Genomic DNA, 12,702 nt, shown 5'->3' with positions numbered 1-12,702 from the left:
CTTTATTTATGAGCGCTATGAGATTGCAAATTCTATTGTCTAACAGGAATAATTAGTTCGTGATATAATAAAAAAGACCGTAAGTGCTACCAACACCTACGGTCAACGTTTCAAATTGGGTCAAATTTACTTGAAGATGATCTCCTAGCTCGTTAGCTAAAGGAGATCATTTTCTTTTTTTAGAGAAAATCATTGTTAATCCAGCCCTTTTACATTTAATTATCTAAAATAACTTGAGTATGACGGTACTCAGTTGGAACTGTGATTCTACCAATATGTCTGTCACGAACAGTAGTTTTATTATTAGGGTATTTAACTGCCTTCCAATCAGCAGTAATATCGTATACTTTTCCTACTGCATATATATTTACAACATATTCTCCTGGTTCATCAAACTCGGCATTCATTTTTTGCCCTTTTTCAATTATATGAGTTGTTTTGGAGACATACTCGTATCCTAAATCCGCTTTTACTACTTTGATTGGAAATTCTACACCACCTTTAAAATTATGTTCACTTTCAACAACTGCTTTAACATTCGAAGAATATTCATGCTTAATTTTAACCCCTTTAACAAAGGTTACATATTCTCTGTGAATCAATTTAAATTTTTTATCATCTTTATAATATTTTGCTTTAGCTGTACCATCAACATACCCGTCCGCATAATATGTAATACCAGTATCTCTCTTCACTCTAGTAGACTCTGGTTCACTATAAGAGCCCACCTCACGATATTTATCTGGATGATTACTATCTTTTTCATAGGTAGTAATGTCTTCTGCAAATACAGTAGAGGTTACATTAGTTGAGAATAAAGCCACTCCTAAAGCCAATAAAGGTAATACCTTGCTCTTCTTCATAAAAATAATCCTCCTAAAAATAAATTATATATTTCATAGCCAATTTTGCTATAAAACCATAGTTAAGGTTGTTTACTTAAAAACTCCAAGAAAGAATTGAGGAAATCACCAGAAAGGTCAGTTCCATTTGGTACTTTTATTTTGTCTGAAATAGAAACTATGCTTAAATTCAGCCCTTTTCCCGTGAAAATATAGGTATTAACCTCGGTATTGGGATACACATCACTATAATGATCTGAGATCCCATAATCTTTTTTTTGAGAGTTATAAAAATTCGGTGCATATCTAATTGCGTTTTTCCACTCAAACGCTTCGGTGTTACTAGGCGTTAAACCCATTTGAACAATAATTCCTTCTTTTTCGTTTTTATATACTAAAGTTTTATTATTTTCTTGAAATACATCATGCTGCTTTTCAGATTCTCCCACTAGTGTTGGAACCATAGTTGAAATTTTCCAATCACCAGTAATTTCAACATACCCTTCTGGTTTAAAATTATTTTTAATATTCTCATACATGTTGTTAAATTTATTGCTATCAAGAACTACCGAATTTTTTTTATCGTCACATGAGATTAATATCAGTGAAAATGCAAGTATATAACAAGCTAATAAAAAGTAATGTATCCCTTTTTTTGCAACCATCATATCACCTTCTAATATTTGTAATTTTCATCCCCACTAGATATTACCATAATGTAAAAAAAAGTCAAATTTAATTAATTTTATTGAACATTTCTTAATAATAGAATTTATATTGTTGGAATGCTTTTTATAAATACCTAGAATATGGTATTATAAGAGTACAAGTACGCATATAATAAAAAAGACCGCAGGTGCTCCAACACCTACGGTCGATACAATAGACTGTCCCTGCAAAGGGGTGGCTCAAGAACTAGTGAGAATGATCTCCCAGCCTGTCAAGCTCAAGGGAGGTCATTTCTTTTTTAGGTAGGTAAGCAGAGCTAAAATGAACATGCCAAACATGAGCATTAAAGACAAAGCTTATACCTCCATATTCTCACCCCCTTCCCTATCGGGATAAAAGAGAGTGAGCCGACCACCCTTGAGAGAGCCTAGTCAATTGTACATGGCTATTGTAACATGAAAAATTTTACTATTCTCTACTTTTCTACAACCATGTGTATAATGGACGGAGAGGTGATTTGATGACTAGACCTACAAACCTTGACGTGATTATCCATCTACGAAAAAGCCGAAAAGATATCGAAGAGGAAAAAAAGGCCCTTGAAACTGGTGTGCCTTTTGATACTCTCGATAAGCACAAACGTGAACTCATGGAGCTTGTCAGAAGAGAGCAGCATAATGTTATTAGAATCTTTGAGGAAATTGTATCAGGCGAATTTCTATCCGAAAGACCCGAAGCACAAGAAATGCTACGTAACGTTGAAGACGGGGAATGCGATGCTGTAATCGTAATGGACTTAGATCGTCTTGGGCGTGGCGATATGATCGACGCAGGAACCATCTTTCGAGCCTTCAAATATTCCGAAACACTCATTATCACCCCTACCGAAGTCATCGACTGTAACGCCGAAGGCGCTGAACTTTTATTTGGCGTGAAGTCAATTATCGCTCGTGAAGAGTTAAAACAGATCAATAAGCGTCTGCAAGGTGGTCGAAGACGCGCAGTAAAAGATGGTAGGCATATCGCAAAAAACCCTCCATATGGCTATTTAAGAGACGAAAACCTAAAGCTCTATCCTCATCCCGAAGAAGCTCCTGTTGTGAAAAAAATATTCGAATTACTAGCTGAAGGATCTGGACGTTATAAAGTAATAGATTATCTTATGCGATCCGGATATAAAGCTCCATCAAACAAAGATATTTGGGAGCAGTCAACTATAAGTTATATAGTAAAAAATGAAGTTTATCTTGGCCACCTCGTATGGGGTAAACAAAAGCATACGAAACGTAACGGGAGAAGGGTAAGAAAAAATCTCCCTCCAGAATTATGGACCAGACACGATAATGCTCACGAACCGATAGTAAGCCAGGAACTATTTGATAGAGCTAATGAAGCCCATACAGGGCGCTTACGTGTCTCCAGAAAAGAAGGTACAGCTATAACTAATCCCCTTGCTGGTATTGCTAAGTGTGGAGTATGTGGACGCACTTTAACACAAACTCATTCTTACGATAGACCCAATCCTCAAATAAGATGCAACAACCCTGCATGCAAGTCTATACAAAAGGGTTCACTCACTTACCTTTTTGAGGAAAAGCTTATATCTAGTTTAGAAGAATTAGTAGAGCAAAGGAAAATGACACAATCAGAATTAAATAATAGCGCGGAACGAAAAAATAAGAATGAAGAACGAATACTTGCTTTAACTAATTATATTCAAAAAGCCACTACTGAGCTGAACGAACAACACAGCATGAGAGAAACCACCTTTGAAATGTTAGAACGAAAAGTCTACACTGAGGAATTATTTTTACAGCGTCATAAAATCATTTCTGATAAGATAAAACAACTTGAGGCAGAAATAGAAAAGTCTCAGGAAGAAATTGCTCAATTGAAAATTAGAATGAGGATGCAAGCTCAACTTATCCCTAAAATTCATAAGGTTATTCAAGCATATAAATCTTTAGAGGATGCTGAACAAAAAAATAACCTCCTCAAATCAGTTATTGAGAAGGTTATGTATATTCGTAAGAAAGAATGGTTGAAGCCTGAGCAATTTGAACTTGAAGTTATCTTGCGGTTCCCTACATAGGGGACCGTTCTGTATATATGTCGGTGAGTTATACTGATTTACCTCACCATATCCAAACATATTCGATCTTTCCATTAATTCCTTTACCAATTTTACGCAGCGTTCATTATCTGAGGTGAGGTTATCCCCATCTGAAAAATGAAACGGATAGATGTTATATTGGCTTACAGGATATCGTTCGTCAATAATTTCCAAGGCTTTCCGATAGGCCGACGAGCAGATAGTTCCACCGCTTTCTCCTTTAGAAAAGAACGCATCCTCTGTCACTTCTTTCGCTTCCGTATGATGTGCAATAAAAGCAATCTCCACCTTTTCATACTTGGTGCGCAAAAAGCGAAGCATCCAAAAGAAAAAGCTACGCGCTACATATTTTTCGAAAACTCCCATAGAACCGCTCGTATCCATCATCGCTATAATTACAGCATTGGAATGAGGCTTCACAATCTCTTCCCAGGTTTTAAAGCGCAAATCTTCCATAGAAATTCCTAGTTCCAGATCAGTATACCCAGCTAATGCATTCCGACGAATGGCAGACAGTAAGGTACGTTTTTTATCAATATTCCCCATCAAACCTTTTTTCCGAACATCATTAAATTGAATATCTTCTATGGTAATTTTCTGTTCATCTTTTGTTTGAAGGTTGGGTAACTCTAACTCTGAAAATAGCATCTCCTGTAATTCTTCAACTGTAATCTCAGCTTCATAATAATCATCACCAGGTTGATCCCCGGCTCCTTGCCCCTGACCAGCACTAGCATCAGCCGTGTCACCGTCTTTAGCTATAACATCTCCTACCTTGGAGTCACCTTTACCTTGGCCTGTATGCTGCCCTTTATTAAAATTGTAACGAAAGCGATACTCATCCAGCGATCTGATTGGTATTTTAATAATGTCTCGACCATTCGACATTATGATGTTCTCTTCGCTTACTAAATCAGACAGGTTTCTCTTGATCGCCTCCTTTACCTTTTCCTGATGTCTGCTCTGGTCCTGATGACCTTTTCTATGCAGAGACCAGTCTTCTTTGGAGACGATAAACGAGGAATCGTTCATCAAGCTCCCCCCTATCGATTCAGCAAACTACCTACATAACGCAGCAGTTCATTTGCTGAAATTGGCGTGTATCCGTGTTCTTCTACTAAGCGACGTGTTACCTCATTGATTTTTTTCAATTGGTGCTCATCTGGCGTTTTTGTGGAGGTTGTTATTTTGACCACATCTTTTAAATCTGCAAATAATTTTTTCTCTATCGCTTCACGTAGGCGATCATGCGTGTTGTAGTCAAACCGCTTTCCTTTACGCGCATAAGCTGATATCCGAATAAGAATCTCTTCACGAAATGCACGCTTGGCATTTTCAGAAATACCGATTTGCTCTTCAATAGATCTCATGAGGCGCTCATCTGGTTCCAATTCCTCACCTGTTACTGGATCACGCAAGCGGTTAGAATTGCAATACGCCTCAACATTATCCAAGTAATTATCCATCATCGTTTTCGCTGATTCCTCATAGCTGTATACAAATGCCTTCTGGACTTCTTTTTTTGCAATTTCATCATACTCTTTACGCGCAATTGAGATGAAATTTAAATAACGCTCTCGCTGTTCCTTACTGATGGAAGCATGCTGATCGAGTCCTTCTTTTAACGCCCGCAAAATATCCAAGGCATTTATAGATTCCGTATCACGGCGTATGAGTGCACTGGAGATCCTATTAATGACATAACGAGGATCAACCCCAAACATTCCTTCATCTGTATACTCATTCCGTAATTCCTCGATATCTGATCCTTTGAAACCCTCAACGGATTCTCCATTGTACAAACGCAATTTTTTTAAAAGATCGGCACCTTGTTTTTTGGACTCTTTTAAACGAGTTAAAATGGAAAAAATAGCCGCTGTATATAACGCATGTGGAGCAATATGAACATGACCTAAATCAGATTGCTTAATTAATTTATCATAAATTTTCTCTTCTTCTTTCACGCGAAGATTATACGGTACTGGCATAACAATCATTCGAGACTGTAATGCTTCATTTTTTTTATTTCCGATAAAGGTTTTATATTCCGTTTCGTTTGTGTGAGCAATTATAAGCTCATCTGCTGAAATCAGAGCAAATCTACCCGCTTTGAAATTCCCTTCTTGAGTTAGCGACAATAAATGCCACAGGAATTTTTCATCGCATTTCAGCATCTCTTGGAATTCCATGATACCACGGTTCGCTTTGTTTAATTCACCATCAAACCGATAGGCACGAGGATCAGATTCAGAACCATACTTCGTAATCGTAGAAAAATCGATAGTCCCCGTTAAATCGGCAATATCCTGCGATTTTGGATCAGACGGGCTAAAGGTACCAATCCCCACTCTTTTCGACTCCGAAAAGAAAATCCGTGTTACGGGGAAATCTTCTATTCGGCCACTGTACTCTGTTTCCAATCGCATTCTGTTGAAAGGAGTTAGCTCTCCTTCAATCTTCACACCAAATTCTTGCTCAAATTCAGGACGTAGTTCAATAGGAACCAAGTGGAGGGGTTCCCCGTGCATACCATAAGTAACCCATTAAAAACGCCAATAATATTTAAATATATGTAAACTCTACAGATACCCTTCAAAATTCCTGCCCCGTCAGGCTATCAATGACGGGGAATTACTATGTATCTGATTTCAAAGGTAGCAAATTCTGTGTGATTGTAAGACATGCTATTAGGCTTCCATATTGACTACATTCTCAACAGGTATCCACCAAAAATCCTCATCATTCTTTAATTTGATTTGTTTATACGTTGAATCAAACCTATCTACCCAGCCCCAAGCTGATTCAATTACTCCTCTACCTTCTTTTGTTTCTTTCCACCAGCTAATCGTTAAGGCATAGTCATACTGACGTGAGTCAGATATCCTGTAACAAAACTCGGCCAGCTCATCCTCTTCAATGATCGGTTTCTCGATCAGTTTCTTATCCTCGTGATACTGACGTAACATTTCTGCATGCTCTGGCAAAATAAATTTTGTTACAAGTGGATCAAGAATTTTGCTAGCCATCAAAACATCTCCTTGAACGCGAATATATGTTCCTATTTTATTAGATGGTAAGGAATTTATGCAATGGTTAGAAATGGATATACCGCAAAATAAAATCCCCTGCCACTTTAGACAGGGGATTACAATATTACGATATGCTATTCATGAGAGCGATCAAAATATTATCTTCGCCAGATTAATAACGCCCCATATTAATACTGAGGTAATCACTGTTTCAATGATAATATATTTTAGCTGTTCTTTTTTCTTACCTTTGGAAGTGTACAGGAGCAACTGGAAACCCGACATTATAAGAAAAATGGTTAACAAATTGTCCATGATGTACCTCCTAGCAAGAATTTTACTCTTTTATACTATTAATCTACCCACCATTTTTTGGTAGTAACAGTGCCTTCAGAATCAATTTGTATATTGATTCTTCTTTCCCAATTCTTATCGTCTTCGCTTAGATATACCAAAATGGTTTCCGTTCCTCTTCTCGGTACGGAAGCTGAAACTATTGAACCCCACAGTGGAAGTTTATATTGGGCATAAAGGGCTAAACCACTTTTCGTCCAATCCTGCCAGTTATAAGGCTTTTCTTTTCCGTATTTGTCAAGCAATCTCGAAACGTATGGGATTCTATCTATAATTTTATAGGACACATAAGTGCCTAAAGAATTTGCAGCCATTTTAGCAACATCGCCTGTTGCCATGTCAAACCAGGTAGTTTTCGCATTCTGTTGGTAATAATAAATGTCTGGACGTTTAAAAATAGAAAACTCCCCATGTTTGATAGTGTATTCTAAAGGAATCCCGTACATGTCAATAACATTCGTCCGCATCTTGATGGGTTCGCAATCGCAGTCAACTTTGAAAGGCTTTACCTCGTCATCTTCTTCCTCTTTTGCTTTGAGGTCTTTACTACCTACCCAAGTGGTGTCTACCTCTGTTTCTATTCTTGAAACTTTCCCAGCTTTAAATTCATCGCTTGTTGGATACAAATTGTTATAAGATTTGTCTTGAGATAGTTCTTTTATTATTTTTTCTTCTTCTTGTGTGTATTCACTTTCTGCTGCTGATACGGACAACGCAGGAATCAGTAAAGCCAAACTCAAAACACCAACAAGAAACTTTTTCATGACCATCCTCCAACTTTTTATTTTGTTAATTTACAATATATTACATTATTTTACATATATTTTCAATATTAAGGTAGTAAATAAAAATCTTTCCAGTGTAAGCTGTTGACTTCCGTTTACGGAAATTATACAATTAGATTAAATATTCCGATTACGGAAGTGAGGGTAGATAATTGGCAGGTAAGCAAAACCCATTTGAGGGGATTATAAGCACAAAAAGAGCAGCGCAAATTTTAAGGAAGTCAGAAAGACAAATACGAAACGATTGCAAGTCTGGAAAGTTAAAAGCTCAATTGCTGGAGCCAACTGATCCTAAATCACCATGGATGATTTACCTTCCTGATTCAGATAAAAAATAAAGGGTGGTTGCTATGAAGTTTGGAATGCGTAAACCAAGTTTCAAAAAGCGTGTAGCAGCTAGGACAAGCCTAAAAAGACAATTAGTACATCGAGCTGGATTGAAGATGCCAAGAGGATGGGGATGGCTCAGAAATCCTAAGAAGTATGCTTATAATAAAGTTTATAACAAGACTACGTTTGATATATTTAAGGTAATTGATAAGTTGTTTAAATAACTAAAACCCTCTAGGCTTCCTAGGGGGTTTTTCTATGTATAAATGATTTAATGTTCCGTTACGCCTAAGAAAGAGATTATATCCATTCTCTATCATAATTAAAAAAGAAAATATTTTTTTAAAAATATACAAAATACACCATAATTAATTACATATTTTTCAATTTATGTTTTGTTTTATGAAATTTAATTTCGTATAATGCAAATGTGTCGGCCGACATAGCTAATATTCTTACAACATTTTTTATTCGTTATTCTTACATACACTCATAAAGGAGGTAAGCACTTTTCTCTTTCTATAATAAATAGAGTAAGAGTGTTAAACAAATGAACCTAAAAAAAATAGGATTATTCGCTATTGCGATGATTATGACCTTGTTTAGTTTTCAAACGTCTTCGTTTGCAGCAGAAGAAATGGAGTGGGTTAAAAAAGCACCAATGCCGACGGCTAGATACAACGTTGGTGGTATAGTATATGATAATAAGATTTATGTATATGGTGGGACTCCCGGATCTGGTTCCTTGGCTAATTTTGAAGTATATGATCCAGCAAAAGATGAGTGGGAAGTGTTACCTAGTTCTTCTCATGCTAGAGGCTCTATGGCGTTTGTAGAAAACAAAGGAAAATTTTATGCCATCGGGGGAGACACTCACTCTGGACCTACTAACATTGTCGAAGTGTTTGACCCTGTTTCAAATAACTGGACATCGGCGCAGTCAATGCCAAAATCTCTTCGTTTTATTAATGCTATTTCTTTAGATAATACTATCTATACTTTTGGTGGAATAGAAAATGGAAATGAATACACTAATTTGGTATACTCTTTTAACACTCAAACTGGCTCTTGGACTTTGAAAAACCCAATGCCAGAGAAGGAATATTTAAAAGCATTTATAGCAAACGATTCTATTTATGCTGTATTTTCAAAAGATGATAAAAACATTATTTATCATTATAACCATGTAGAAGATATCTGGACAAAAATAGATGAAATCCCATCAGAATTAGGAGTGGTCATAGGAGCATTAAATTTTAATGGAAAAATTATATTTGTAACCCCATTTACATTATCTAGTTATGATGTTAATAATAAACTAGTTACGTATTCTGTACCCCCGTTTGATAGAAGTGGTGGTACTTACGGTATTGTAAACGACAAACTATACATGATTGGCGGGAGAGCACCTAGTACTACTTCAGAGGTAGTTGAGTTAAATCTTTCCGAACTAATTAATCCGGACTCGACTCCAGATCCGAACCCAGACCCTAATCCTAATCCCGATCCTAATCCAGAACCGAACCCTAATCCAAACCCAACCGGAAACGCCCTCTTAGTTATTTACATGGATAGTGGTTTAATCAAAGAATATGAAATGACAAATGAAGAAATAAGAAACTTTACCGAATGGTATGAAGGTAGAGCCAAAGGAAACGGTAGAGAAGCATACATCGTTAATAAGAAATACAACATCGGACCTTTCAATTCTAGAAAAGACTTCATTAGCTACAGTCATATTGAAAGCTTTGAGGTTCAAGAATACAGTAGATAATAAGATACCCCTTCCTACACACGGAGGGGGTTCTCATGTTTTTTAACTTGATTAGTAATTTGTTTAAATAAAAATAACCCTCCGTCACTGGAGGATTACTTTTATTTCAAGACAATTTCATATGCAAGAGTTCTTTAAAGAGTATTTCTTTATAACTGCTTGTTACATTCCCTAATTGATCGCTTTTCCTTTTTGATTTAACTTTCATCAACACTTTTCCTACCATTGCTGTACTTGTGGGCAACAACCATGGGGCGTGTTTAAAAGCAGCTATAAAAAAACTCACCTTATGTCTTGGTTTTATTTTCAACTCATTTGCAATACTGTTAGTTATTGCTACGCACATTATAGCGAAGGCAAACGGCAGAAAAGTACCGCAAAGGAGGAGAAGACCTCTTAGACCCACATTGTATAATTTTATTGTTACACCAATACTTATAGATACATATCCTACTGCTATAACAATAAAAATAATTTGCCCAAATGTTAGCATAAGAATCATCCTTCCACTCTTTGTGGTACTTCCATTTTCATAATAACTTTCTTCTCACTGGTGCTTTCGTATATAAACGGATCAATTGCAGCCAATAAAACATTAAAGGCTATACAACACCATATGATAATTAAAGGAAAAGATGCACCCGAAAAAATAATGTATTTTTCACTTACCATTCCCATCAATCTTCCATCTTCTGTGACAACCTTTAAAATACCTGATGTGCCAACAAAACCCATTATTGCCCAAAAGGCTGATGTAAAGATTCCGCATACCTTAACCCATTTACGTATGTAAGTTTTTCTATCGAATTTTAGATAATCCAAGAAAAGTGGGACATAAAACAATGTCAAAGATGTAAAAAAACCTTCATTAATTCCCATTCCAAGTATCACCCACGCTATTAGAATATATACAAATCTAGCCCAAAGATGATTAAATATCGTAGGTTGATCAGGAGGATAGGGATGTCCATTATCTTCCGGTGTTTCGATATCATTCACCTTCTCATCCATACCTAAAAATCCTCCCGACCGTTTCTATTGATACTCCTATTCTATCAAATCCAAGCCATGAAGTCACTATTATCAGAAAATTATTTTACATTTTTTAGAATCACAGGAAATGTATATATAGAAAATTAACCCAAAAAATTCATCATTTAAACGCTTTTTGGCTCTTGTCCACTTGCAATTCGTAACTCATTAGCAAGTTGATGAAGTCGATTTTTATGTTCTTCCATCCCTAATTTATTGAACATTAACCACTGAGTCTGTAAGTGATCAATAATTTCGTTCGCTACCTCTGGTTTCATTTGAACCTCTCCTTTTGATTTAATTAATGCTACAAAGTCTCGCCAGCCATTAGGACGCGCTCTTAAAACGTGTGGGCAGTTCTTCCCACTCCAATCCCAATGTTGCTTAACTCTATCAATTCCAAGATTAAACTGCTTGAGCAGATCAGCAGCGAGCTGAGCAGCCAAATCCTCTGCTTTTCGAATATCTCCGTCAATGTTCTCACAAATTTCAATCCCAATTGATGATGAATTACCAGGACCATTACCATCACCGCAATGCCATGCCATTTCATCTAAAGGTAAATGCTGAATAATGCGTTTATCATCTACAGTAAAATGCCAAGATGCCTGACGTTGAGCAGCCGCATCACTCTTGATGTATTTAGCGTGTGAAAGAGCGTCAGCGCCTTTTCCTGCATTGCCTGTATTATGAATTGTGATGTATTTTGGGGTCATCTTACGTCCTGGGCGGTTCCTTCTCCCTGCTGGAACAAAATCTTGGATAGTCTGCATCACTGCTCATCCCCCTTCTGAAATGAATTTTTCACTCCTGAATGAATTCCAATGGCAGCCGTTGCCTCAATAAAAGCCAGCTTGCCAGCTTCCAGTAAATCTCCCCCGAACAATAAAGCGTTGATTGCATTATAAGCTACTGCCATTACAACAATAGCCAGAGGAATGTAATCATTTGGGAACCAACTCCGTGTTTTCAGCCATGCTCCTGACGCCATTACTACTGCAATTACTAAACCAATTTCTATCATCATTAGCCCACCTTTTCTTTTAGTTCTTGTAATTCGTTTTCCAAGCCGTTTAGACTGCGCTCAATCTGTTGCAATGTAGTGGTATTACGTTCTAATTGGATTACCATTCGCTCGTTATGTTCCATAAGCTTTGCTTCACGTGTCTGAGCCTGTTTAACTAGTTGGGTCTCGCGCTCTCTTCCTTCCTTTTTTGTAGAGAATAACAGCCAAACAAACAGAGCAGCGAACGGGCCCTGTTGAAGCAATGTGTTCATTACGCTCTCTTCCATGCTTTTCCCTCTCCTTATCACCCCCTAGGGGCAAATAAAATAGGGAGCCGAAGCTCCCATTAAAAAACGCCCTCTCCTGATCGGAAAAGGCGTTTATTTTTCAGTTAGTAGTTGTTCGACTTCTGGACGTATACAGATAGGGACATCTTCCAGTAACTTAAGCCCATCGTTTATTAACTCACAATAGATTTTAGCGATATATTTCATTATTCTACATCCTTTCCTGTATTAGATTGCGCAAGGATTTGCTCATATAAATCAGTAATTGCAAGTTGTAGCATCTGTTTGTCTTGTTTTAACTGTAATATTTCTTCATCTTGGGTAAGTGGTCGATCAACCTGTTCCCAAAATTGCTCCTTAGTTTTCGGATTTACACAATGTACTTGCTTTTTACCCTTTTGTTGTTCTGCCAGGGATACAAGTAGATCACTAACTATTACGAAATTCTCGAATTTATCAGGTGTTATTCCTGCGTTATCAG

16 protein-coding genes and 1 pseudogene are annotated in these 12,702 nt (G+C 36.9%); 4 read left to right on the top strand and 13 right to left on the bottom strand.

The window, feature by feature from the left end:
- Positions 1 to 215: 215 nt before the first annotated feature.
- From AYJ08_RS05870 to AYJ08_RS24725, 3 genes are all read right to left on the bottom strand, one after another.
- The gene (locus AYJ08_RS05870) at positions 216 to 863 is read right to left on the bottom strand and encodes a hypothetical protein (RefSeq protein WP_064016946.1); all 648 of its coding nucleotides are present in this window, start codon (positions 861 to 863) and stop codon (positions 216 to 218) included.
- A 62-nt stretch (positions 864 to 925) separates the two neighbouring features.
- Complete coding sequence (locus AYJ08_RS05865) at positions 926 to 1,510, bottom strand: hypothetical protein (RefSeq protein WP_157452802.1); 585 nt, start codon at positions 1,508 to 1,510, stop codon at positions 926 to 928.
- Between the two features lie 288 nt (positions 1,511 to 1,798).
- A complete protein-coding gene (locus tag AYJ08_RS24725) occupies positions 1,799 to 1,864 on the bottom strand; it encodes a putative holin-like toxin (protein ID WP_255365453.1) in 66 nt (21 codons plus the stop codon).
- Between the two features lie 167 nt (positions 1,865 to 2,031).
- Here AYJ08_RS24725 and AYJ08_RS05860 point away from each other — a divergent pair, with 167 nt between their 5' ends.
- Positions 2,032 to 3,603, top strand: coding sequence for a recombinase family protein (locus tag AYJ08_RS05860; protein WP_064016944.1), 1,572 nt, complete (start codon positions 2,032 to 2,034; stop codon positions 3,601 to 3,603).
- Here AYJ08_RS05860 and yhbH read toward each other — a convergent pair.
- From yhbH to AYJ08_RS05840, 4 genes and pseudogenes are all read right to left on the bottom strand, one after another.
- Positions 3,511 to 4,656, bottom strand: coding sequence for a sporulation protein YhbH (gene yhbH, locus AYJ08_RS05855; protein WP_064016943.1), 1,146 nt, complete (start codon positions 4,654 to 4,656; stop codon positions 3,511 to 3,513). The genes AYJ08_RS05860 and yhbH overlap by 93 nt on opposite strands.
- A gap of 11 nt (positions 4,657 to 4,667) precedes the next feature.
- A pseudogene (locus AYJ08_RS05850) lies at positions 4,668 to 6,152 on the bottom strand (PrkA family serine protein kinase); the annotation flags it as partial.
- A gap of 159 nt (positions 6,153 to 6,311) precedes the next feature.
- Positions 6,312 to 6,650, bottom strand: a complete 339-nt coding sequence (locus AYJ08_RS05845; protein ID WP_064016942.1) for a YolD-like family protein — start codon at positions 6,648 to 6,650, stop codon at positions 6,312 to 6,314.
- Positions 6,651 to 7,006: 356 nt separating this feature from the next.
- Entirely contained in the window at positions 7,007 to 7,771 is a 765-nt protein-coding gene (locus AYJ08_RS05840) for a hypothetical protein (RefSeq protein WP_064016941.1), read from the bottom strand.
- A gap of 173 nt (positions 7,772 to 7,944) precedes the next feature.
- On the opposite strand from AYJ08_RS05840, the gene AYJ08_RS05835 reads away from it, so the two are divergent.
- The 3 genes from AYJ08_RS05835 (at position 7,945) to AYJ08_RS05825 (ending at position 9,896) form a co-directional block, all read left to right on the top strand.
- The gene (locus AYJ08_RS05835) at positions 7,945 to 8,130 is read left to right on the top strand and encodes a hypothetical protein (protein ID WP_064016940.1); all 186 of its coding nucleotides are present in this window, start codon (positions 7,945 to 7,947) and stop codon (positions 8,128 to 8,130) included.
- A gap of 12 nt (positions 8,131 to 8,142) precedes the next feature.
- The gene (locus AYJ08_RS24345) at positions 8,143 to 8,346 is read left to right on the top strand and encodes a hypothetical protein (protein ID WP_064016939.1); all 204 of its coding nucleotides are present in this window, start codon (positions 8,143 to 8,145) and stop codon (positions 8,344 to 8,346) included.
- Positions 8,347 to 8,672: 326 nt separating this feature from the next.
- Complete coding sequence (locus AYJ08_RS05825) at positions 8,673 to 9,896, top strand: Kelch repeat-containing protein (protein ID WP_064016938.1); 1,224 nt, start codon at positions 8,673 to 8,675, stop codon at positions 9,894 to 9,896.
- 106 nt (positions 9,897 to 10,002) lie between these two features.
- On the opposite strand, the gene AYJ08_RS05820 is transcribed toward AYJ08_RS05825, so the two are convergent.
- The 6 genes from AYJ08_RS05820 to AYJ08_RS23880 all read right to left on the bottom strand — a co-directional run.
- Complete coding sequence (locus AYJ08_RS05820; protein WP_157452800.1) at positions 10,003 to 10,389, bottom strand: hypothetical protein; 387 nt, start codon at positions 10,387 to 10,389, stop codon at positions 10,003 to 10,005.
- Between the two features lie 5 nt (positions 10,390 to 10,394).
- Positions 10,395 to 10,907 carry a hypothetical protein gene (locus tag AYJ08_RS05815; protein WP_064016936.1) on the bottom strand — a complete coding sequence of 171 codons (513 nt, stop codon included), beginning with the start codon at positions 10,905 to 10,907 and terminating at the stop codon, positions 10,395 to 10,397.
- Positions 10,908 to 11,053: 146 nt separating this feature from the next.
- On the bottom strand, positions 11,054 to 11,701 hold the full coding sequence (locus AYJ08_RS05810) for a peptidoglycan recognition protein family protein (RefSeq protein ID WP_064016935.1): 648 nt from the start codon (positions 11,699 to 11,701) through the stop codon (positions 11,054 to 11,056).
- A complete protein-coding gene (locus AYJ08_RS05805; RefSeq protein ID WP_157452799.1) occupies positions 11,701 to 11,955 on the bottom strand; it encodes a hypothetical protein in 255 nt (84 codons plus the stop codon). Before AYJ08_RS05805 ends, AYJ08_RS05810 begins: the two co-directional genes overlap by 1 nt.
- Positions 11,955 to 12,221, bottom strand: coding sequence for a BhlA/UviB family holin-like peptide (locus AYJ08_RS05800; RefSeq protein ID WP_022584466.1), 267 nt, complete (start codon positions 12,219 to 12,221; stop codon positions 11,955 to 11,957). Before AYJ08_RS05800 ends, AYJ08_RS05805 begins: the two co-directional genes overlap by 1 nt.
- Before the next feature lie 206 nt (positions 12,222 to 12,427).
- A partial coding sequence (locus AYJ08_RS23880) for a hypothetical protein (protein WP_197490599.1) occupies positions 12,428 to 12,702 on the bottom strand: 275 nt, incomplete at its 5' end.

Source organism: Brevibacillus sp. SKDU10, from assembly GCF_001645205.1.
In the GTDB taxonomy this organism is placed as follows: domain Bacteria; phylum Bacillota; class Bacilli; order Brevibacillales; family Brevibacillaceae; genus Brevibacillus_B; species Brevibacillus_B halotolerans.
This window is presented reverse-complemented; position numbering and strand designations above follow the sequence as displayed.

What these genes read in the sequence shown, in the direction of transcription:
- AYJ08_RS05870 (WP_064016946.1), bottom strand. Translation starts at nt 863, where the DNA reads ATGAAGAAGAGCAAGGTATTACCTTTATTGGCTTTAGGAGTGGCTTTA.
- AYJ08_RS05865 (WP_157452802.1), bottom strand. Translation starts at nt 1,510, where the DNA reads ATGATGGTTGCAAAAAAAGGGATACATTACTTTTTATTAGCTTGTTAT.
- AYJ08_RS05860 (WP_064016944.1), top strand. Translation starts at nt 2,032, where the DNA reads ATGACTAGACCTACAAACCTTGACGTGATTATCCATCTACGAAAAAGC.
- yhbH (WP_064016943.1), bottom strand. Translation starts at nt 4,656, where the DNA reads ATGAACGATTCCTCGTTTATCGTCTCCAAAGAAGACTGGTCTCTGCAT.
- AYJ08_RS05845 (WP_064016942.1), bottom strand. Translation starts at nt 6,650, where the DNA reads ATGGCTAGCAAAATTCTTGATCCACTTGTAACAAAATTTATTTTGCCA.
- AYJ08_RS05840 (WP_064016941.1), bottom strand. Translation starts at nt 7,771, where the DNA reads ATGAAAAAGTTTCTTGTTGGTGTTTTGAGTTTGGCTTTACTGATTCCT.
- AYJ08_RS24345 (WP_064016939.1), top strand. Translation starts at nt 8,143, where the DNA reads ATGAAGTTTGGAATGCGTAAACCAAGTTTCAAAAAGCGTGTAGCAGCT.
- AYJ08_RS05825 (WP_064016938.1), top strand. Translation starts at nt 8,673, where the DNA reads ATGAACCTAAAAAAAATAGGATTATTCGCTATTGCGATGATTATGACC.
- AYJ08_RS05820 (WP_157452800.1), bottom strand. Translation starts at nt 10,389, where the DNA reads ATGCTAACATTTGGGCAAATTATTTTTATTGTTATAGCAGTAGGATAT.
- AYJ08_RS05815 (WP_064016936.1), bottom strand. Translation starts at nt 10,907, where the DNA reads ATGGATGAGAAGGTGAATGATATCGAAACACCGGAAGATAATGGACAT.
- AYJ08_RS05810 (WP_064016935.1), bottom strand. Translation starts at nt 11,701, where the DNA reads ATGCAGACTATCCAAGATTTTGTTCCAGCAGGGAGAAGGAACCGCCCA.
- AYJ08_RS05805 (WP_157452799.1), bottom strand. Translation starts at nt 11,955, where the DNA reads ATGATGATAGAAATTGGTTTAGTAATTGCAGTAGTAATGGCGTCAGGA.
- AYJ08_RS05800 (WP_022584466.1), bottom strand. Translation starts at nt 12,221, where the DNA reads ATGGAAGAGAGCGTAATGAACACATTGCTTCAACAGGGCCCGTTCGCT.